This is a genomic window from Streptomyces deserti (assembly GCF_054782695.1).
This window is the reverse complement of the sequence record NZ_BAAGRZ010000007.1, coordinates 68,242-88,525: the sequence shown is the minus strand read 5'-3', so window position 1 is coordinate 88,525 and position 20,284 is coordinate 68,242. Positions and strand designations below refer to the sequence as shown.

The following is a 20,284-nucleotide window of genomic DNA, read 5'->3' as shown; positions in this document are numbered from 1 at the left end:
ACACCAAGGGATCACGACGGATCGCAACGGATCACGACGGATCACGAACGGACCCCCACCGACCCGGCTTCCCAATGTCCCCAGCCTCCGAACTCCCGGAAATCCAGGAGCTTCGGACTCCCGAGATCCAAGGATCTGACGCACGTATGAACAAGAACATCCGACGCTCCATCGTCATAGCCGCCGGTGTCACCGGTGCCTGGGCGCTGGGCTCCACCGTGGCCAGCGCTGACGAGCTGCCCGCCTCCTCCCTCTCCGCATCGGACGCGACCATCGACACCGACGGTGTCCTCGGCACCGTCACCGACACGGTCGACGGCGTCGTCTCCGACGTGCACGACACCGTCTCCGGTGCGACCGGCACCGCCAAGAGCACCACCAAGAGCACCGCCAAGAGCACCACCAAGAGCACCGCCAAGAGCACCACCAAGAGCACCGCCAAGAGCACCACCAAGAGCACGGCCAACGCCCCCGCCGACGCCGCCGAGCAGGCCCGCCGGTACGTCGAGGAGAAGGTCGCCGTCCCGCACGCCTCCAAGGTCCGGGGCGCGCAGGCCATCCCAGGGCGCCCAGGCCGCCCGCACCGCGCAGGCCGAGGCCACGGCTCACGCCACGGTGTCCGGCGCGACGGACCGCGAGGCACCCCAGGCACCGCAAGCACCCCGGATCCCCCAGGAAGCACCCCAGGTCCCCCAGGACACCATCGACTACCTCTTCGGCCCGCTGTCCGCCTTCGCCCCCGAGCTGGAGCAGGCCCTGGCCGCCGCCCAGACGAAGCTCCAGGCCGTGCAGTCCACCGCCCGTGCCCAGGCGCGGGGCGTCGACGGCGCCGTACGGACCAAGGCGCAGCAGACGGTCGCGGGCGCGGGCCGTGTCGCGGCCGGTGCGCAGGACACCGCGCGGCACACGGTCGCCGGCGCCCAGGGCCGCGCCACCGCCGCCGGAGCCACCGCCCAGGGCGAGGCGGCGAAGGCGAAGACCGCCGCCGAGGCCTCCGTCTCCGCCGTGCCGAGCCACGTCACCGGCACGGTCGGCGGCGTCAGGCAGCAGGTCGTCGGGACGGTCGGCACCGTTCCCGGCACGGTCACCCCGGTCGTCGAGGAGACGGCCGCCGCGGCCGTCCCGCCGGTCGCGGGTGCCGCCGTGGACGGGGCGCGACCGGTCGCCGGGCAGGCCGTGGCGGGTGTCGTGCCGGTGGCCGAGCACGCCGTGGCCGGGGCCACGCCGGTCGTCGGTCGCACCGTCGCCGGGGTGGCGCCCGTCGCCACCGGCGCGGTGGACGGCACCCGTCCGGTCGCCGGTGCCGCCGTGGCCGGGGCCGTGCAGACCGCCGGTCACGCCGTCGACGCCGCGACGGCGCTGGCGTACGGCGCCACCGCCGACGCGCGGTACCTCGCCACGCACACGGCGAACGGCGTCCAGCCCGTCGCCGGCGGCGCCGTCTCCGGCGTGGGGTCGGTCGCCGGAGGCGCCGTCTCCGACGTGATGCCCGTCGCCGCCGGTGCGGTGGCCGACGCCCGGCCGGTCGTCGACGGCGTCGCCGCGGACGTGCCTCCGTACGCCACCGGCCTGGCCGGCCACGTCACCCACGACACCGATGACGCCGTGCTGCCGCCGGTCGCGAACACCGCCGCGCACGGCGTGCTGACCGTCGCCGGGCAGGCCGTCGCGGACGCGGGCGGACTGGCGTACGGCGTCGTCGGCGACGTCCAGCCCTTCGCGGGCGGTGTCGTGGGCGACGTACCGCCGCTGGCGCAGGGCGTGGCCGGGCAGGCCGGCCCGTTCGCGCAGGGCGTCGCGGGCGAGGTCCCGCAGTTCGCCCACGGGGTCGCCGAAGCCGTCCAGCCCGTGGTGGACCTCGTCCAGCCGGTCGCGGAGGGCGTCGGCGGCAGCGCCACGACCTTCGCGTACGGCGTCGCCGGCCACACCGCGCCCTTCGCGGGCGGAGTGGCCGGCCAGGTCGACCCGTTCGCCCAGGGCGTCGCCGGGCAGACCGCGCCCTTCGCGAAGGACCTGACCGGGACGGCCCAGGACACCGCCGGCCCGCTCGCCGGGAACGCCGTCACGGGCGCCCAGAACGTCGCCGACTCGCTCACCCCGGGCTACGCCCAGGGCTACGTGCAGGACGCCCAGAACGTCCAGTACGGCACCCCGTACAGCATCTGACAGCCGTACGACCCCCTCGCCAAGGCGAACGCGACGAACGCGGCGGACGCGGCGAACGCGGTCTGGCGAACGAACCGACTCCGCGCGGTGTCAGGCCCCGGACGACCGAAAGCCGTCGGCTCGTCCGGCCGAGACCCCGCGGACGGGGCCGGGTGGTCCCCATTGGGGTGGGGACCACCCGCCCCGCACCTCGAAGAACAGGGCCTATGTGCCCCTTCGGGGGTGTACGACGGGCCTCACCGGGTCAACCCCAGCCCGGTGAGGCCCCTCACCTCCGGCACGCCGTGCCAGAGAGCCCGGCATCATGTGACAGGTATCACCGCTCAGGTGTGACCCCTGATTTAGAGACCCTCCGCAAGCGGCGATAACCTGCGAGACGGACATGCCGCGCGCTCGGACACCGTGTGCGCCTCCCTTGTGACACAGGCGGTCGTCACGTTGCCCTTCGCGGCACGCCCACGCATCCAACGAACCGCGAGATCACTGATAGGGACGGAAGCGCGTGGACCTGTTCGAGTACCAGGCGAGGGACCTCTTCGCCAAGCACGGTGTACCGGTGCTGGCCGGTGAAGTCATCGACACGCCTGAGGCGGCGCGCGAGATCACCGAGCGGCTGGGCGGCAAGTCGGTCGTCAAGGCGCAGGTGAAGGTCGGTGGTCGCGGCAAGGCCGGTGGCGTGAAGCTGGCCGCCACCCCGGACGAGGCCGTCGCCCGCGCGACGGACATCCTCGGCATGGACATCAAGGGCCACACGGTCCACAAGGTGATGATCGCCGAGACGGCTCCGGAGATCCTCGAGGAGTACTACGTCTCCTTCCTCCTCGACCGTGCCAACCGCACCTTCCTCTCCATCGCCTCCGTCGAGGGCGGCATGGAGATCGAGGAGGTGGCCGCCACCCGCCCGGAGGCCGTCGCGAAGATCGCGATCGACGCCATCGACGGTGTGGACCGCGCCAAGGCCGAGGAGATCGTGGCCGCGGCCAAGTTCCCGGCCGAGGTGGCCGACAAGGTCGCCGACGTCCTCGTCAAGCTGTGGGACACCTTCGTCAAGTCGGACGCCCTCCTGGTCGAGGTGAACCCGCTGGCCAAGGTCGCCTCCGGTGACGTCATCGCCCTCGACGGCAAGGTGTCGCTGGACGACAACGCCGAGTTCCGTCACCCGGAGTTCGAGGAGCTGCACGACAAGGCCGCCGCCAACCCGCTCGAGGCGGCCGCCAAGGCCAAGGGCCTGAACTACGTGAAGCTCGACGGCGAGGTCGGCATCATCGGCAACGGCGCGGGTCTGGTCATGTCGACCCTGGACGTCGTCGCCTACGCCGGTGAGAAGCACTCCGGCGTCAAGCCCGCCAACTTCCTCGACATCGGCGGCGGCGCCTCCGCCGAGGTCATGGCGAACGGCCTGGAGATCATCCTCGGCGACCCGGACGTGAAGTCCGTCTTCGTCAACGTCTTCGGCGGCATCACGGCCTGCGACGCCGTCGCCAACGGCATCGTGCAGGCCCTGGAGCTCCTGGAGAGCAAGGGCGAAGAGGTCACCAAGCCGCTGGTCGTCCGCCTCGACGGCAACAACGCCGAGCTGGGCCGCAAGATCCTCGACGACCGCAAGCACCCGCTCGTCCAGCGGGTGGACACCATGGACGGCGCGGCCGACAAGGCCGCCGAGCTGGCTGCTGCCGCGAAGTAAGGGACGAGGTACCAACACCCATGGCTATCTTCCTCACCAAGGAATCCAAGGTCATCGTCCAGGGCATGACCGGCTCCGAGGGTCAGAAGCACACCCGCCGCATGCTGGCCTCCGGCACCAACATCGTCGGCGGCGTGAACCCGCGCAAGGCGGGCACCAGCGTCGACTTCGACGGCACCGAGGTACCGGTCTTCGGCACCGTCAAGGAGGCCATCGAGAAGACCGGCGCCGACGTCACGGTCATCTTCGTCCCGGAGAAGTTCACCAAGGACGCGGTCATCGAGGCCATCGACGCCGAGATCCCGCTCGCGGTCGTCATCACCGAGGGCATCGCGGTGCACGACACGGCGTCCTTCTGGGCCTACGCCGGCAAGAAGGGCAACAAGACCCGCATCATCGGCCCGAACTGCCCCGGCCTGATCACGCCCGGCCAGTCCAACGCCGGCATCATCCCGGCCGACATCACCAAGCCGGGCCGCATCGGCCTGGTCTCGAAGTCGGGCACGCTGACGTACCAGATGATGTACGAGCTGCGCGACATCGGCTTCTCCACCTGCGTCGGCATCGGCGGTGACCCGATCATCGGCACCACCCACATCGACGCCCTGAAGGCGTTCCAGGACGACCCCGACACCGACCTGATCGTCATGATCGGCGAGATCGGCGGCGACGCCGAGGAGCGGGCCGCGGCCTTCATCAAGGACAACGTGACCAAGCCGGTCGTCGGCTACGTCGCGGGCTTCACCGCGCCCGAGGGCAAGACCATGGGCCACGCCGGCGCCATCGTCTCCGGCTCCTCCGGCACCGCCCAGGCGAAGAAGGAGGCCCTCGAGGCCGCCGGCGTCAAGGTCGGCAAGACGCCGACCGAGACGGCGAAGCTGGCGCGCGAGATCCTCGCCGGCTGAACGGGCAGAACGGGCTGAACACCCGACCGTACGAGTGGGCCCGCTCCCCGAAAGGGGGGCGGGCCCACCGTCGTTCACCCCCCGATGCACCGTCGTTCACCCCGATGCCCCGTCGTCCGCCTCCGATGCACCGTCGTTCACCACGGATGCGGCACCGGCCGCCCGGCGCGTCACCCGGCCTGCGGCACCAGCCGCTGCGGCCCCTGCTGTTCCGCCTCGCGCAGCTTGACCCGCAACTCCCGCTCCCGCTCCGACAACGGCCCCGGCGCCACCTGCGGCGGCACCCCCTGAACCGTGTCCCCGGGCGGCACCGGGGGCTCGTACCGCGTGGGGGCCGTGCGAAGCGTCAGGGCTGTGGTGCCGATCAGGGCGACCGTGAAGGCGACGGCGGCCCGGGTCCAGAAGCGGGCGCGGCGCTCGCCGCACAGCCGCACCACCGGCGGCCGGGCGGCCCGCAGACGCTCGGCGGAGGCCAGTTCGGCGAGCCGCCGGTGCAGCAGGTCCGGGTCGGCCAGCTCGGGCAGCCGTGCGGCGACCGCCTCACGCGCGTGCATCAGCCGGTGCGCGGTCGCCGGGGTGCTCGCCTCCGTCTCCGCCGCCGTCTCCGGCAGGTCCAGACCGACGCCGTCGTACAGCACCAGCGTGCGGCGGTACGACGGCGGGAGGTTGAGGAGTACGTCCATCAGGGCGCGGTCGGAGGCGCAGCGGGGCGGCGGCTCGGGGTGCCGGTAACGGGGGCGGAACCGGTGCCAGGGGGACAGGGCGCAGTCGTACGCCGCCGCCCGCACCCAGCTCCCCGGGTCGCGGTCCCGGGCCACCTCGGGCCAGCGCTGCCAGGCGAGTTGAAAGGCCCGCTCGACCGACTCACGCGCCAGCTCCCGACGGCCGGTCAGCAGGTACGCCTGCCGTACGAGGGCGGGGGCGCAGAAGGCGTACAGCGTGTCGAAGGCCTGAGCGGGTGTCAGGCCGGGGCGTGCGTCCCGTCCCTGCTCCTGCTCCGGCTCCGGCTCGGCGGGTCTCGGTTCCTCGGGCCGCCGTACGGGAGTGGGGGTGCCGTTCGCGGCACGCGGCGCGGGGCCCTCCTGACGAGAGGTCACCTTCATCCGGTGCGGACGTTCCTGACGGAGGGGCTCGGCCAGCGAGGCCAGGAGCTTCGCGTACGCCTCCCGTTGCCGGCCCTGTGGCGTCGAGCGGCCGGTCTCCCACTTGCGCACCCGGTCGCCGGAGACGCCGACCCGGGCGGCGACCTGATCCTGCGTCAGGCCACCGGCCTCGCGTAGCCGTCGGCGTTCCTTGGGCGGGGGAAGCGGAGTTGCAGGCCTCTGCGTCACCGGGCGCCCCTCCGTACAGAAAAGTACATAAACGTATATTGAGCGACACAGCGGGGCTTCGCCTGTTACGACGGGAAAGCGCGTGTCGTTGGGAGCATGGCGGGCGTGATCCAGATGATCGTTCGCCGACCGTCGCGGTCGCCCCTGCTCACCCGGATGCGTGACCGATCGCCCGCACTGGCCGCGAGCCTGCTGGCCGGCGCGGTCGCGGCGGGGCTGGGGCTGGTGTCCGTCGCCATGCTCGTGCTGCTGCTGTGGATCAGCTCCCCCTACCCCGACAGCGGGCCACGCGGTGTGGTGCATGTCGCGGCGGCCCTGTGGCTGCTGGCGCACGGCGCCGAGCTGATCCGCACCGACACGCTCTCCGGCGTCCCCGCACCCATGGGCGTACCGCCGCTGCTGCTGCTCGTCCTGCCGGTGTGGCTGGTCCACCGGGCGGCCCGGGACACGACGGACGGGGGCGGGAGCGACGCGGATGCCGAAGGGCATGGCGGCGAGGGGCATGGCGGCGAGGGGCAGGACGAGGGGCAGGACGGTGAGGGGCCGCCGCTCGTCTCCGCCCGTACGGCGTGGACGGGCGTCGTCGTCGGCTACCTCGCCGTCGGCACGCCCGCCGCGCTGTACGCCGCGGGCGGACCGCTGCGCCCGTCGTGGGTGTGGACGGTGGTGTGCGTGCCGCTGGTCGCCCTGATCGCGGCGGGAGCGGGCGTGTGGACGGCGTACGGCCGCCCGGGCGGGCCGCTGGTACGGGCCCTGGGGATGCTGGTGCCGAGGGGCGTACGACACCTGCTCCTCGGCCCGGACGCGCGCCTGGGCGTCGCGGCGCGGGCGGCGGCGGCAGGGGCTGCGGTGCTCGTCGGGGGCGGGGCGTTGCTGCTGGCGGTGTCGCTGGTGTGGCACGGCGGGGCGGCCCAGGGGGCGCTCCTGCGGCTGACGGAGGGGTGGTCGGGGCGGTTCGCGGTGCTGTTGCTGTGCGTGGCGCTGGTGCCGAACGCGGCGGTGTGGGCGGCGGCGTACGCCCTCGGCCCCGGCTTCCTCCTCGGCACCGGCCATCTCGTGACCCCGTTCTCCTCGGCCCCGGCACCGCTGCTGCCGCCGTTCCCGCTGCTGGCGGCGGTGCCGGGGGAGGGTGCCGGGGCGCCGGCGGGCTGGCTGGTCGCGGTGGTGCCGGTGGTCGCCGGGGTGACGGTCGGGTGGTGTGTGGGCAGGGGAGCGGCCGAAGGCGAGTCGAGGGCCGTGACCGACGGGGCGGTGGGCGGGGCTGCCGGAGGGCGGGGCGGGGCGGTTTCGGGTGCCGTGCGTTCGGCGGACGGGCCGGGCGCGGTGTGGTCCCGGACGCGCACCGTCGGTGCCGCCGGGCTGGCGGCCGTGCTGTGCGCGGGCGCCCTCGCGGTGCTGGCCGGGCTGGCGGGCGGGCCGCTCGGGGTGGCCGCGCTCGCGCGGTTCGGGCCGGTGTGGTGGCAGGTGGGGGGTGCGGCGCTGGCCTGGGTCGGGGTGGTGGCGGTTCCTGTGGCGCTGGGGGTGCGGGCTTGGCGGGGCCTTGAACACCGGGCGTCCGGGGAGCGCCCGGAGGGGGCCGTGCGGATCGGCAGGCCGCGGGGAGAGGCGGGCGATGCCGGGCGCCCGGAAGAGCGGGGGCTCCGGCGACGGCTGCGGTCGTTGAGCGGCTGGTTCTCACGAGGCACGGGGGCGGGGGCGGTGCCGGGGAGCTCGGAGATCTCCGGAGGGCCGGAGGGCTCGCAGGGCCCGGAGCTCCTGGGTGTCCCGGAGTTCATGGCGTCCCCGGAGAGCTTTGGGGACGCGCCGACGCCGTTCGAGTCATACGCGCTCGAGACGCCGTACGCGCCGTACGCATCCGAGACGCCGTACGCGCCGTACGCATCCGAGACGCCGTACGACCCCGACGCGATGTACGGACTCGGGGATCAGGACGAGGCGGCCGGGTTCGAGCCGTACGACTTCCTGTCCGCCGAGCACCGGCCGGCGCCGCAGGATCCACCGGACGCCGCTTCGTGAGCCGCCCGGCGCTGCGCTGCGGTGAGTGATCCCGAGCGGCGTCGGGATCCTGCGGTCAGCCGTTCGTCCCCAGCAACCCCCGCAGCTCCTCCGGCAGGAGTCTGCTGCAGGACTGCCTCGCCTCGTTGGTGAGGGCGTCGTTCGTGCACGTGTAGTAGTCGCGGTAGACCATCTGGGCGGTGAAGGACGCGGCGACCAGGGCGAGGGCCAGGGACGCCGTGACCAGGCCGCTGACCGCCGCCGTGGTCTGGGGGCGGCCGGTCTGCTCGGGGGCCGGGGTGTCCGGGCTGGGCGTGCGGGGCTTGGTGCGCAGCGCGCTGATGCCCCAGTACAGGGCCAGCGCGCCCAGGAGCAGGGCCACGTACGGCCAGCTGAAGAGGGCGAAGAAGAAGGCCCACATGCCGCTCAGCAGCGCGTAGCGAGCGCGGCGCTGGGCCGGGTCCGTGGGGTCCCAGCGCGGGCCGCCGGGGGGCTGGCCGCCGCCCGGGCCCTCGGGGCCGCCGGGGCGCTCGCCGAAACCGCCGGGGGAGCGGCCCGGCTGCCGGTCGCTCCACTGGCTGCCCCACGGCGAGCGGCCGCCCTCGTCCTGGGAGCCCTCGTCGCCCGACGGGTGACGGGGCTGCCAGGGGCGGTCCGGTGCGCCCTCCGGCGGCGGGGCGAAGGGGTTGTCGTCCTGCGCGCCGCGGCTTCGCCCGTCGCCGCTGTCGCCGTCCGGCGGCGCGTCGGGCGGGGACGCGGGGCGTTCCCGCAGCAACACGGCGCCGCGCTCCCCTCCCTGCACCGACTGCTGGGGGAGCGTGAGAAGTCGCAGGCTGCGGTCCGGCATCAAGTGAGCGTCTTCCCCTTGGTGAGTACGACTGATCTGGAGCGTCCCTGAACGGTGCTGCGCCCGGGTCCGTCATCTCGTGAACGCATCGTGCGCAGACGTCGTTCCCGAACCGGCACCTCCCAGACGCTACCTTCCGGCCACGCCCCCGTCCCGTGGGGGCCGCCCGGTGTGCCGGTATCGTTGCTGACGGTCGGCCGCTTCGTAGGCTTCCCCGTATCCGGGGGCGCGAAGCATTCGTAGGAATGCACAAGGCGAAGCTTCAGTTGTCGGCCGCCCGTGAACAAACGCTTCTCCGAGAAAGGCCTCCACCGTGGCCGCCAAGCCCGTGGACCGGCGCGCCAAGCGCCTCGTCGTGCTGGTCTCCGGATCCGGCACCAATCTGCAGGCGCTCCTCGACGAGATCGCCGCCACCGGGCCCGAGGCCTACGGAGCCGAGGTGGTGGCCGTCGGCGCCGACCGCGAGGGCATCGAGGGGCTCGCGCGTGCCGAGCGCGCCGGGCTGCCGACCTTCGTGCGGAAGGTCAAGGACTACGCCAGCCGCGAGGAGTGGGATGCCGCCCTCGCCGAGGCCGTCGCCTCCTACGAGCCCGACCTGGTCGTCTCCGCCGGGTTCATGAAGATCGTCGGCAAGGAGTTCCTCGCGCGGTTCGGCGGGCGGTTCGTCAACACCCACCCGGCCCTGCTGCCCAGTTTCCCGGGAGCCCACGGCGTGCGGGACGCGCTCGCGTACGGCGCCAAGGTCACCGGCTGCACCGTCCACTTCGTCGACGACGGCGTCGACACCGGGCCGATCATCGCCCAGGGCGTGGTCGAGGTCCGGGACGAGGACGACGAGAGCGCGCTGCACGAGCGCATCAAGGAAGTCGAGCGAAGGCTGCTCGTCGAGGTCGTGGGGCGGCTCGCCCGCAACGGCTATCGCATTGAGGGACGAAAGGTAGTTATCCAGTGACCGCCGAGAGCACAGTGCCGGCCGAGAGCAAGCGGGCCATCCGACGCGCGCTCGTCAGCGTCTACGACAAGACCGGGCTCGAGGAGCTCGCGCGCGGGCTGCACGAGGCCGGTGTCGAGCTCGTCTCCACCGGCTCCACGGCCGCCAGGATCGCCGCCGCCGGCGTCCCCGTCACCAAGGTCGAGGAGCTCACCGGCTTCCCCGAGTGCCTGGACGGCCGCGTCAAGACCCTGCACCCCAAGGTCCACGCCGGCATCCTCGCCGACCTGCGCCTGGCGGACCACCAGCGGCAGCTCGCCGAGCTGGGCGTGGAGCCGTTCGACCTCGTGGTCGTGAATCTGTATCCCTTCCGTGAGACCGTCGCCTCCGGTGCCTCGCCCGACGAGTGCGTCGAGCAGATCGACATCGGCGGGCCGTCCATGGTGCGCGCCGCCGCCAAGAACCACCCCTCCGTGGCCGTCGTCACCAGCCCCGCCCGGTACGCCGACGTCCTGTCCGCCGTGAAGAACGGCGGTTTCGACCTCGCCACCCGCCGTCGCCTGGCCGCCGAGGCCTTCCAGCACACGGCCGCGTACGACGTGGCGGTCGCGAGCTGGTTCGCCTCCTCCTACGCCCCCGTCGACGACTCGCCGTTCCCCGACTTCCTCGGCGCCACCTGGGAGCGCGCGCACACCCTGCGCTACGGCGAGAACCCGCACCAGCCCGCCGCCCTCTACGTCTCCGGCACCGGCGGCCTCGCGGAGGCCGAGCAGCTGCACGGCAAGGAGATGTCGTACAACAACTACACGGACACGGACGCCGCGCGCCGTGCCGCGTACGACCACGACGAGCCGTGCGTCGCGATCATCAAGCACGCCAACCCGTGCGGCATCGCGATCGGCGCGGACGTCGCCGAGGCGCACCGCAAGGCGCACGCCTGCGACCCGCTGTCCGCGTTCGGCGGGGTCATCGCCGTGAACCGGCCGGTCAGCAGGGAGATGGCCGAGCAGGTCGCGGAGATCTTCACCGAGGTCATCGTCGCGCCCGACTACGAGGAGGGCGCCCTGGAGGCGCTCACCAAGAAGAAGAACATCCGCGTGCTGCGCTGCCCCGACGGCCCGTCGAACCCCGTCGAGGTCAAGCCGATCGACGGCGGCGCCCTGCTGCAGGTGACGGACCGGCTGCAGGCCGACGGCGACGACCCCGCCACCTGGACGCTGGCCACCGGCGAGGCGCTGGACGAGGCCGAGCTCGCGGACCTCGCCTTCGCCTGGAAGGCCTGCCGGGCCGTCAAGTCCAACGCCATCCTCCTCGCCAAGGACGGCGCCTCGGTCGGCGTCGGCATGGGTCAGGTCAACCGTGTCGACTCCTGCAAGCTGGCGGTGGAGCGGGCGGGCGCCGAGCGAGCCCGGGGTTCGTTCGCCGCGTCGGACGCGTTCTTCCCCTTCCCGGACAACATCGACGTCCTGAGCGCCGCCGGGGTCAAGGCCATCGTCCAGCCGGGCGGCTCGGTCCGTGACGAACAGGTCGTCGAGGCCGCGCAGAAGGCGGGCATCACGATGTACTTCACCGGGACGCGGCACTTCTTCCACTGACGGGGTGCCACGGAGCCTCCGGCCCTCCCCCGAGTGGGCCGGAGGCGGTTTCAGCGTGGCCCACGGGCGTGCCGGAGGAGTACCTCAGAACTCTGAGGGTCACCTCTTCCCGGGCGGCGTGTACTCCTTGAGGTAGTGGGCGACGCGGGCGGCGTGGTCGCGGTACTTCGGGGGAACGCCGCCCGCGTCGTTCACCGTCTCGTACGACGTCCGGTACGCGACGGCGAGCAGGACCCGGCGGTCGCCGGGCAGGCCGGACTTCAATCGCGGTTCGACGAAGCAGAGGTAGCGGCCCACGGCCGGGATGGACTCGGACGGGGTGAGGGGCGGCTCGGGCGTCGGATCGGCGGTCTGGGGGCCGGGATTGAGGCGCAGCTTCACGGCGAGGTAGTCGATGTTCCACTGCACGGAGGTGCGCGAGGCGGCGGGCCAGGTGGGGCGCAGCCGGTCCACGACCTGGTCGACCGTGGGCAGCGGGGCGTGCGGTTCGCCGCGCAGCCGGGGTTCGCACAGGGCGGCCAGGACCGCGAAGTAGCGCGTGGTGCGGTCCAGGGAGAAGGCGGGGGGTCGTGGCGCCGTCCAGGCCGCCCTCGGTGCGCAGGTAGTCGTGGCGCGGCGCCCACACCTCCAGCGGCAGCAGGTCACCGGCGGCGGGCAGCACGATCCGCGCGAACTCGAAGGGGACCGGCGCGTCCAGCCGCCCCGGCGCGACCTTGATGTGCTCGCCGGCGCCCTCCGGGTTCTCCACGACGTACGTCTGCTCCCGGCTGAGGTTGCTCAGTATCCAGAAGGCGCCCTGCGCGGTGATCTCACCGGCCCGCGGGACACCCCGTCGTGCGGGAGGTCGTTGCCGTGCGCGGACCGGCCGAACGTGAGGCGTTCGGCGGGCGCGAGGCGGATCTGGGTGCGGTGGTGGTCGTCCTCCGGGGTCGGCGGAGGTACCACGATGATGCTGTACAAGGTGCGTCTCCCCGTGCCTGACGGCTACCGTTCCTAATCAGTGAGCAGGAGTGAGTCTTGGACCCATACCTGGTCATTGCGGACATCCCGAACGGTTTTGGGTGTCCTGGTCGCCCGCGTACTCGCCGCGTCTGGCGGCACGGATCGTGTCCGTGGTCCGGGGATGCGGGGGCGGGGTCCCTCACGCCCAGGGGCGCGCCGGTCGGCCTGGACGGTCCGATGCCCGTGCACATCGCTCTGGTGTGCACGGGGCGGTGCCGTCCGTCGCCGGATCGGGTGTCCCTGGGCGCGTCGTGCGATCGCGATGCTCGCCGCATCGTGCCGGGTGGTTTTACGAGTGGGGCCGGCCATCGGCTTTTGCCAGTGCTGGGCGCCCCACTTGCTGGTGTAGGCCGGGTCCACGGCGATGATCGTGATACCTGTGGCGTCGGCCATGGAGGTCAGCCGGGCGCGGAGCTTGCCGGTCGGCATGCCGGAGATGAGCTGGCGGACTCGGCGCTTGCGCCCGTGCTTCTCGCTGGTTTTCTCGGCCTGGAAGTCGAGGTCTTCGACCGCGATGGCCTTGACGCCGCAGGTCTTGGCCCAGTTCAGCAGCCGTGTGAGGGCGTGCCGTACCTGGGCGTCGCGGTGCTGGGCGGTGCCGAACAGGTCGTAGAAGAACCGGCGCGGCCGGCCGATCGGGTTGCCGTGAGTGTCCAGGCGCCATGCGGCGAGGTGGTCGGCGTTGGTGTCCACGCCGATCACGCCCTCGGCGAGGGCGGCTTCGAGTGGGATGGTCTTGATGGGAGGGATCTGCCAGGAGGCGTTCACGTACCAGCGCCCGCGTCCGGTGTCGTAGAAAATGCGGTAAGCGACCGCCCGGTTGGCCTCCACGCGGTCGGCCCACTCCTGCCCCCGGTGAGGGAACCGCACCTGCGCAGCGAGTACGTACCGGCCGTGCTTGGCGTTCGCCAGGTCGGCGAGCGGGGCCGGGAGCTTGATCGATACTTCGCCCTCGGGCGTGATGCGGATCGTCTCGTTGCCGAACCTTTTCCCCGACTCGCCGTCCGCCTTGAGGAACCAGCGCTCGGCTTCCCACCGCTCACGCCACTCGGCCTCGGTGAGCTGCGCCGCATCGAGGTTGTGGCGGGTGCCCAGCAGACGTTTACCGCCACGCACGACATGCACCCGGCCCGCTGCCCGGTCGGCCCGAATCTGCTCCAGCCGGTCCTCCAGCACATGCAGCCGTCGCGTCTTGTGGAACCACTCGTGCGCGCAGCGGTAGCCGCCCGGAGCCGGCTTGGTGCCCTTGTGCCCGACCGGCAGCGACAGCCGGTGTCGGATCGTCGTGATACCGGCTTCGAGGGACTGCACGTGTGCGGCCTGGCCGCGCCGGGCGAGTGCCCACTGCTCATGCGTGGCCTTCGTGATCGACCCGGCCCACCTGGACGACGACTCGGCCGTCAGGTCCCGCTTGCGGACCGCCCATGACTCGGTGGAGTGCTCCAGGCCGTCCATGCAACGCGCTTTGAGGTCCTTCGAGGGAGCAAGCCCAGGTGCGCACCCACCAAGCGCAGAACCTTCTCATCCTCGGGCGTGAGGTCCCTCAGCCGGGTACGTACCGCCACACCGGACGGGCCGAGAGCGCCGAACGGCGCGGTGATCGGGCGGAGGTCAGCCATGTTCGGCGGCTTCCAGTGCCTTGCGGGCGCGCCTCTTCGCTGACCTGCGCCCGTAGAGGCGGGCGCAGATCGAGGTCAGCACCTCCACCATGTCCCGCACCAGGTCGTCTTCGACCTCGCCGTCGTCCAGGACCAGCAGGCGACGGCCCGTCGCGGACAAGGCAGCCTCGACAAGCTCGACGTTCATCCGGCCGAGCCGGTCCTTGTGTTCCGCCACCACGCAGGTCACGTTCGGGTCGGCCAGCAGACGCCGGGCCTTGGAACGGCAGCCGTTCATCCCGGAAGCGATCTCCGCCTCAACACGAACGACTCGGTGACCGGCTTTCGCTGCCCACGCCGACAGCCGGGCGACCTGGCGTTCCAGATCGGTCTTCTCGGACCAGCAGGTGGAGACCCCCGTCAGAGTAGGGCGACGCGCCAGGGCCGTGTCCCCCCTCGTACGGGTGAGACACGGCCCTTGGATGTGATGGGCGCGAACCGTTCAGTCGCCGGGGCGCGTTCAGTGGCGCGGGCGGTTGAACCAGGCCTTGCCGTTGGAGTTGCCGACGAACACGGCGATCAGGATGCCCAGCACCAGGTGGACCAGGCCGATGACCAGGAACGGGTAGATGCCGAGGACGGCGGTGATGATGCCGAAGACCAGGGCCGCGACGCGTACGCCGTTGCCGCCGGTGTTGAACTTCACGGCGAGCATGACCGCGTAGACGAGCCAGCCCACGGCGAAGACCACGATCGCCCACATCAGGCCGACCGGCAGGTCGCCGAGCGCCTCCGCGAGCTCGGGGTTCTCGGTGCTGTCCGAGGCGGCGCTCACGGCCACGGCGACGAACCCGTACAGCAGCACGCCGATCACCTGCAGACCGACGATGACCCAGAGCATCACGCGGGCCGCGCCGACCGTGCCGGGCATGGTCGTCGGGCCGCCGCCGTAGGGGTCACCGCCGTACGGCTGCTGCACCGGCGGAGCCGCGGGGTAGCCGTAGCCCTGCTGCGGGGCGCCGGGCTGGTTCTGCTGGGGGTAGCCGTAGCCGGGAGTGCCGGGCTGCTGCTGGGGCTGCTGCCCGTAAGGGTTGTTCGGGTCGCCGAAACTCATGGCGGTCTTCCTCCGAGTCGCTTCAGGTGCGGGGACGACGCGGGGCACGGCTCGGAGGAAGTTCTACAGGTGCGGTTCGTCCCCCCGGTTCTGCCCGCGGCACTGTGCTGCTCATCGTTCTTGACGGGCCTCGGCCTTGTCCAGCCGCATTCGGCAGGTGTTGTGCAAGTGCAACATCAGTGATCATGGGCGGACACGGGCGGGAAGACGCCCGCACACGGGGGGAACGGGCACGGGACGGCCCCCGTGCCGCCCGGATCGGGCCCGGATTGGAACCGGGACCCGGTCATCCGCGAGGATGGGACCATGACCGCCCAGATTCTCGATGGCAAGGCCACCGCAGCCGAGATCAAGTCCGAGCTGACCGCCCGCGTGGCGGCGCTGAAGGAGAAGGGCGTCACGCCCGGCCTCGGCACGATCCTGGTCGGGGACGACCCCGGCAGCCAGAAGTACGTCGCCGGCAAGCACCGCGACTGCGCCCAGGTCGGCATCGCCTCCATCCAGCGCGAGCTGCCGGCCACGGCCACGCAGGAGGAGATCGAGGCGGTCGTCCGCGAGCTCAACGAGGACCCGGCCTGCACCGGCTACATCGTCCAACTGCCGCTGCCCAAGGGCATCGACGAGAACCGCATCCTCGAGCTGATGGACCCGGACAAGGACGCCGACGGCCTGCACCCGATGAACCTCGGGCGCCTGGTGCTGAACGAGCCGGCCCCGCTGCCCTGTACCCCGAACGGTGTGCTGACGCTGCTGCGCCGCTACGGCGTGGAGATCAAGGGCGCCGAGGTCGTCGTCGTCGGCCGTGGCGTGACCATCGGGCGTCCGATGCCGCTGCTGCTGACCCGCCGTAGCGAGAACGCCACGGTGACCCAGTGCCACACCGGCACCCGCGACCTGTCGGCGCACCTCAAGCGCGCCGACATCATCATCGCCGCGGCCGGCTCCGCCCACCTGATCCGGCCCGAGGACGTCAAGCCGGGCGCGGCCGTCCTCGACGTCGGCGTCTCCCGCGGCGCCGAGGGCAAGATCGTGGGTGATGTCCACCCGGACGTCGCCGAGGTCGCCGGCTGGCTCTCCCCGAACCCCGGCGGGGTCGGCCCGATGACCCGCGCGCAGCTGCTCGTCAACGTGGTCGAGGCGGCGGAGCGCAGTGTCGGCTGAGGACAGGCCCGAGGGCGGCCCCGAGGAGATCACGGTCCGCGACCCGGTCAGCGCGCCCGACGCCGAGGGCCGGCCGCGCCGGACCACGCGCCGCTTCCCGCTGTTCACCAAGGACACCGCGCGCCCCGAGGGCGGCGGCCGGGCCGCGCCCAGTGACGCCCCCGCGCCCGCCCGGCAGTGGCCGATCCTCGCGGTGCTGCTCCTGGTCGGGCTCGGCCTGCTGGTGACCGCGCTCGACGCCTTCCGGATCGGCACGCTCCTGATCGGGACCGCGCTGCTGGCGGGTGCCGTGCTGCGCTGGCTGCTGCCCGGCGTCGGCATGCTCGCCGTCCGCTCCCGCTTCACGGACATCGTCACGTACGGCGGACTGGGCCTGGCGATCGTCCTGCTGGCGTTGATGGCGCAGCCGAGACCGTGGCTGGAACTGCCGTTCCTGAAGGACACCCTGCACTTCACGGTCAGTAATTAGCCCGTCGCCGGCGCCGAGCCGCACGGCGGCCCGTCCCCACCCCCGTGGGAGGACGGGCCGCCGCTGGAACAACCCTCCTGCACCGAGAACCGGCTGTTCAACGGCTGTCAGTGCGCTGTGGCACGGAAGTGACGGTTCCGCTACGTCCCCCGCATCCCGCGAGTCGGCGTGCGCCGACATGCGCCGGGGTGTGCGGGACCCCTGGGGTTCCTGTGTACGTACATGTGGTTTCTGTGTGTCGATGTATTGACACGTTTGCGGATTTGACACGAAGTGGTTCAAGGGCGGGGCTAGCGTGGGCAATCGGGACGGTCCGGGGCGTCCCGTGCGTCAACCAGTGGTCCCGTTCGGCGGAGGGGGTTACCGATGGGACACTGGACCGTGAGTGGCCGGGCGTGCAACGGTGCATGCCCGCGGCCCTGATGCTCCCGTGCGCCCCCACCCCGGGAACTGAGATCCTGACTGCGCGCATCCCATGGGGTAGCCAGATCGGGGACTCGGCGACGGGCACCATGCGCGGGGGAAATACCAGCACGAACCGGGGGGAAGAGGGGGGTAGCAATGCCTCGTTGGAGGGCTTTGCCGGATGAACTCGATCCGCAGATCAGGGAGTTCACCAGCCAGCTGCGGCGGCTCGTGGACCGCAGTGGCCTGAGCATCGCGTCGGTGGCCGACCGCACGGGTTACAGCAAGACGTCCTGGGAGCGTTACCTGAACGGCCGGCTGCTCGCGCCCAAGGGCGCGATCGTCGCCCTGGCCGAGGTCACCGGGACCAATCCGGTGCACCTGACCACCATGTGGGAGCTCGCCGAGAGAGCCTGGAGCCGCTCGGAGATGCGGCACGACATGACCATGGAGGCGATCCGGATCTCGCAGGCGCGTGCGGCGCTCAGCGAGTTCGGCGCGCCCCAGGCCGGCGCCGCGGGCGGCAGGACCGCCCGCAAGGGCCGCAGCGCCACGGTCACGCCCGGGGTCGCCGGGCCCGCGGGCGTGGTGCCGGCGCAGCCGGCGGCATCGGACGTGCAGGACTCGGTGGGCGGCGTACGGGATGTACGGGACGCACGGGAGGACGCCGGGCGGGACGCACGGGAGGACGCCGGGCGGGACGGCTCGTCCGGGACCAACTCCTGGGGGGTCTCCCGGCACACGGGGCCGTCGGGGTCGGGCGGATGGCCGTCGGGCGGCTCGCGCTCCGGTACCGGTACGGGTCCTCGTGCCGGCGCCGGTGCCGGTTCCGGAGCCGGTGTGGCTTCGGGGCCGGTCTCCGGGCCTCGTGCGGCGGGGGCGTACGGCGAACCGCCGCGGGACGCCGCCCGCAGCCGAGCGCGCGGGCGGAACGGCAAGGGGCGCATGACGATGTTCGTCGCCGGTGTCGTGGGCGTGCTGGTGGTGGTCGCCGGGGCGTTCTACCTCACCGAGAGCGGCGGCGACGACAAGAACAAGGGCGCCGCCCAGTCGCCCTCGCCGACCGTCAGCGCGAACCCGAACCTGCCGGCCGGGGTGAAGTGCAGCGGGGACAGCTGCACCGGCAAGGACGCGGAGAGCATGGGGTGCAGCGGTGACCTGGTCACCACGGCCAAGACCGCGACCGTCGGTACGGCCGTCGTCGAGGTCCGCTACAGCGAGACCTGCCGGGCGGCCTGGGGGCGTGTCACCCAGGCAGCGCAGGGCGACGAGGTCCAGGTGACCGCCGGGAAGGCGAAGCAGAGCGGGAGCGTCACCGTTGCCGGGGACACGATCGCGTACACGCCGATGGTGGCCGTGAAGAACGCGACCGAGGCCAAGGCGTGCGTGGCTCTGGCGTCCGGGCAGGAGGGGTGCACGGAGTAGCTGGTCCGGGGCGGGCGGGGTGGGCTGCGCAGCGCAGCGCCGCGGGGTGCCGCCACCCCGTCCAGCCCCGGAAAAAGTTTCCCCCGCCCAGGAATGGGACCGCCGGGGCGGGGCAGGCGGAAGGTACCCCCACGGGAGTCCGGCATGGTCGGTTCCCCCACACGGCGGCCGCCTTCGTCCCTCCTCTCCCGGACAGGCGGCCGCCTCTTGTGTGCGGGGCGGGGCGTTCTGTGGGGTGGGCCACACCAGCCCGGCCGTCCGGGATCACGGATGCGCGATAGCCTGACGCTCGATCTCTCTTGACGCCAAGAGATCGATCAAACGTCCGGGGCAGGGACGCCCCACCGCCAGCTGTCATACGGAGAACGCCATGACCCGCACTCCCGTGAACGTCACCGTCACCGGCGCGGCCGGCCAGATCGGTTACGCCCTGCTCTTCCGCATCGCCTCCGGCCAGCTGCTCGGCGCGGACGTGCCGGTCAAGCTGCGTCTGCTCGAGATCACTCCGGCGCTCAAGGCCGCCGAGGGCACCGCCATGGAGCTCGACGACTGCGCGTTCCCGCTGCTCCAGGGCATCGACATCACCGACGACCCGAACGTCGCCTTCGACGGCGCCAACGTCGCCCTCCTCGTCGGCGCCCGGCCCCGTACGAAGGGCATGGAGCGCGGTGACCTCCTCGAGGCCAACGGCGGCATCTTCAAGCCGCAGGGCCAGGCCATCAACGCCCACGCCGCGGACGACATCAAGGTCCTCGTCGTCGGCAACCCGGCCAACACCAACGCGCTGATCGCGCAGGCGGCCGCGCCGGACGTACCGGCCGAGCGGTTCACCGCGATGACCCGGCTGGACCACAACCGCGCCCTGACCCAGCTGGCGAAGAAGACCGGCGTCCCGGTCTCCGAGATCAAGAAGCTGACGATCTGGGGCAACCACTCCGCCACCCAGTACCCGGACATCTTCCACGCCACGGTCGCCGGCAAGAACGCCGCCGAGGTCGTCAATGACGAGAAGTGGCTGGCCGAGGACTTCATCCCGACCGTCGCCAAGCGCGGTGCGGCGATCATCGAGGCCCGCGGCGCCTCCTCCGCGGCCTCCGCCGCCAACGCCGCCATCGACCACATCTACTCCTGGGTCAACGGCACCCCGGAGGGCGACTGGGTCTCCATGGGCATCCCGTCCGACGGTTCGTACGGCGTCCCCGAGGGCCTGATCTCCTCCTTCCCGGTCACCTGCAAGGACGGCAAGTACGAGATCGTCCAGGGCCTGGAGATCAACGAGTTCTCCCGCGCCCGCATCGACGCCTCCGTCAAGGAGCTCGAGGAGGAGCGCGAGGCGGTCCGCGGCCTCGGCCTCATCTGAGCCCTCCTCTCGTCACGGGCTTGTGCGCAGGGCCCCGTTCCGGTTCCGTCCGGAGCGGGGCCCTGTGCCGTGTCACGGCCGTCCAGCCGTTTCTCGAACCACTTCTGAACTCACCGTTCTCCTGCGGGCTGACCGACGTACGATTTCGCCCTCTTTGCCCGCATGTTCGGTGACACAGCGCACTTTCGGCCACGGATCGCGCATGCATCCGGGGTCCCCGGGCAGGCGCACTCGGTCCCTTGAGTGACACGCGTGTGACACAGGGGCACTGAACAGGAACGGAAGGCAAGCACCGA

15 protein-coding genes and 3 pseudogenes are annotated in these 20,284 nt (G+C 72.2%); 10 read left to right on the top strand and 8 right to left on the bottom strand.

What is annotated here, in order from left to right:
- Positions 1–31 precede the first annotated feature (31 nt).
- Positions 32–559, bottom strand: coding sequence for a hypothetical protein (locus ACYVMZ_RS15260; RefSeq protein WP_461079739.1), 528 nt, complete (start codon positions 557–559; stop codon positions 32–34).
- A 56-nt stretch (positions 560–615) separates the two neighbouring features.
- On the opposite strand from ACYVMZ_RS15260, the gene ACYVMZ_RS15255 reads away from it, so the two are divergent.
- The 3 genes from ACYVMZ_RS15255 (at position 616) to sucD (ending at position 4,755) form a co-directional block, all read left to right on the top strand.
- The gene (locus ACYVMZ_RS15255; RefSeq protein ID WP_461079737.1) at positions 616–2,166 is read left to right on the top strand and encodes a hypothetical protein; all 1,551 of its coding nucleotides are present in this window, start codon (positions 616–618) and stop codon (positions 2,164–2,166) included.
- Between the two features lie 502 nt (positions 2,167–2,668).
- A complete protein-coding gene (sucC, locus tag ACYVMZ_RS15250; protein ID WP_461079735.1) occupies positions 2,669–3,850 on the top strand; it encodes an ADP-forming succinate--CoA ligase subunit beta in 1,182 nt (393 codons plus the stop codon).
- Between the two features lie 20 nt (positions 3,851–3,870).
- The gene (gene sucD / locus ACYVMZ_RS15245) at positions 3,871–4,755 is read left to right on the top strand and encodes a succinate--CoA ligase subunit alpha (protein WP_461079733.1); all 885 of its coding nucleotides are present in this window, start codon (positions 3,871–3,873) and stop codon (positions 4,753–4,755) included.
- A 170-nt stretch (positions 4,756–4,925) separates the two neighbouring features.
- On the opposite strand, the gene ACYVMZ_RS15240 is transcribed toward sucD, so the two are convergent.
- A complete protein-coding gene (locus ACYVMZ_RS15240; protein WP_461079731.1) occupies positions 4,926–6,086 on the bottom strand; it encodes a helix-turn-helix domain-containing protein in 1,161 nt (386 codons plus the stop codon).
- Positions 6,087–6,182: 96 nt separating this feature from the next.
- Here ACYVMZ_RS15240 and ACYVMZ_RS15235 point away from each other — a divergent pair, with 96 nt between their 5' ends.
- Positions 6,183–8,102 (top strand): cell division protein PerM, encoded by a 1,920-nt coding sequence (locus tag ACYVMZ_RS15235; protein ID WP_461079729.1) that lies wholly within the window; start codon positions 6,183–6,185, stop codon positions 8,100–8,102.
- A 55-nt stretch (positions 8,103–8,157) separates the two neighbouring features.
- On the opposite strand, the gene ACYVMZ_RS15230 is transcribed toward ACYVMZ_RS15235, so the two are convergent.
- Positions 8,158–8,928, bottom strand: coding sequence for a hypothetical protein (locus ACYVMZ_RS15230; RefSeq protein WP_461079727.1), 771 nt, complete (start codon positions 8,926–8,928; stop codon positions 8,158–8,160).
- A gap of 313 nt (positions 8,929–9,241) precedes the next feature.
- On the opposite strand from ACYVMZ_RS15230, the gene purN reads away from it, so the two are divergent.
- Positions 9,242–9,880: a phosphoribosylglycinamide formyltransferase gene (gene purN / locus ACYVMZ_RS15225; protein ID WP_461079725.1), complete on the top strand. Its 639-nt coding sequence runs from the start codon at positions 9,242–9,244 to the stop codon at positions 9,878–9,880.
- Positions 9,877–11,454 carry a bifunctional phosphoribosylaminoimidazolecarboxamide formyltransferase/IMP cyclohydrolase gene (gene purH, locus ACYVMZ_RS15220; protein ID WP_461079723.1) on the top strand — a complete coding sequence of 526 codons (1,578 nt, stop codon included), beginning with the start codon at positions 9,877–9,879 and terminating at the stop codon, positions 11,452–11,454. The genes purN and purH overlap by 4 nt, the downstream gene beginning before the upstream one ends.
- A gap of 99 nt (positions 11,455–11,553) precedes the next feature.
- On the opposite strand, the pseudogene ACYVMZ_RS15215 reads toward purH, so the two are convergent.
- The 5 genes and pseudogenes from ACYVMZ_RS15215 to ACYVMZ_RS15195 all read right to left on the bottom strand — a co-directional run.
- Positions 11,554–11,793 (bottom strand): annotated as a pseudogene (locus ACYVMZ_RS15215) (protein kinase); the annotation flags it as partial.
- Positions 11,788–12,414, bottom strand: a pseudogene (locus tag ACYVMZ_RS15210) (FHA domain-containing protein); the annotation flags it as partial. The pseudogenes ACYVMZ_RS15210 and ACYVMZ_RS15215, both read right to left, overlap by 6 nt.
- A gap of 33 nt (positions 12,415–12,447) precedes the next feature.
- Positions 12,448–14,075 (bottom strand): annotated as a pseudogene (locus ACYVMZ_RS15205) (nuclease/transposase family protein).
- On the bottom strand, positions 14,068–14,418 hold the full coding sequence (locus ACYVMZ_RS15200; RefSeq protein WP_461080050.1) for a recombinase family protein: 351 nt from the start codon (positions 14,416–14,418) through the stop codon (positions 14,068–14,070). The pseudogene ACYVMZ_RS15205 and the gene ACYVMZ_RS15200 overlap by 8 nt, the downstream one beginning before the upstream one ends.
- Before the next feature lie 156 nt (positions 14,419–14,574).
- Positions 14,575–15,168, bottom strand: a complete 594-nt coding sequence (locus ACYVMZ_RS15195) for a hypothetical protein (RefSeq protein ID WP_461079721.1) — start codon at positions 15,166–15,168, stop codon at positions 14,575–14,577.
- A 306-nt stretch (positions 15,169–15,474) separates the two neighbouring features.
- On the opposite strand from ACYVMZ_RS15195, the gene ACYVMZ_RS15190 reads away from it, so the two are divergent.
- From ACYVMZ_RS15190 to ACYVMZ_RS15175, 4 genes are all read left to right on the top strand, one after another.
- Positions 15,475–16,329 (top strand): bifunctional methylenetetrahydrofolate dehydrogenase/methenyltetrahydrofolate cyclohydrolase, encoded by an 855-nt coding sequence (locus ACYVMZ_RS15190; RefSeq protein WP_461079719.1) that lies wholly within the window; start codon positions 15,475–15,477, stop codon positions 16,327–16,329.
- Positions 16,319–16,798: a DUF3017 domain-containing protein gene (locus ACYVMZ_RS15185; protein ID WP_461079717.1), complete on the top strand. Its 480-nt coding sequence runs from the start codon at positions 16,319–16,321 to the stop codon at positions 16,796–16,798. Before ACYVMZ_RS15190 ends, ACYVMZ_RS15185 begins: the two co-directional genes overlap by 11 nt.
- Before the next feature lie 579 nt (positions 16,799–17,377).
- A complete protein-coding gene (locus tag ACYVMZ_RS15180) occupies positions 17,378–18,628 on the top strand; it encodes a helix-turn-helix domain-containing protein (protein ID WP_461079715.1) in 1,251 nt (416 codons plus the stop codon).
- 370 nt (positions 18,629–18,998) lie between these two features.
- Entirely contained in the window at positions 18,999–19,988 is a 990-nt protein-coding gene (locus tag ACYVMZ_RS15175; protein WP_461079713.1) for a malate dehydrogenase, read from the top strand.
- Positions 19,989–20,284 lie beyond the last annotated feature (296 nt).

Coding starts and splice junctions, on each gene's coding strand:
- ACYVMZ_RS15195 (WP_461079721.1), bottom strand. CDS start 15,168: ATGAGTTTCGGCGACCCGAACAACCCTTACGGGCAGCAGCCCCAGCAG.
- sucD (WP_461079733.1), top strand. CDS start 3,871: ATGGCTATCTTCCTCACCAAGGAATCCAAGGTCATCGTCCAGGGCATG.
- ACYVMZ_RS15235 (WP_461079729.1), top strand. CDS start 6,183: ATGGCGGGCGTGATCCAGATGATCGTTCGCCGACCGTCGCGGTCGCCC.
- ACYVMZ_RS15260 (WP_461079739.1), bottom strand. CDS start 559: ATGGCCTGCGCGCCCCGGACCTTGGAGGCGTGCGGGACGGCGACCTTC.
- ACYVMZ_RS15230 (WP_461079727.1), bottom strand. CDS start 8,928: ATGCCGGACCGCAGCCTGCGACTTCTCACGCTCCCCCAGCAGTCGGTG.
- ACYVMZ_RS15190 (WP_461079719.1), top strand. CDS start 15,475: ATGACCGCCCAGATTCTCGATGGCAAGGCCACCGCAGCCGAGATCAAG.
- ACYVMZ_RS15175 (WP_461079713.1), top strand. CDS start 18,999: ATGACCCGCACTCCCGTGAACGTCACCGTCACCGGCGCGGCCGGCCAG.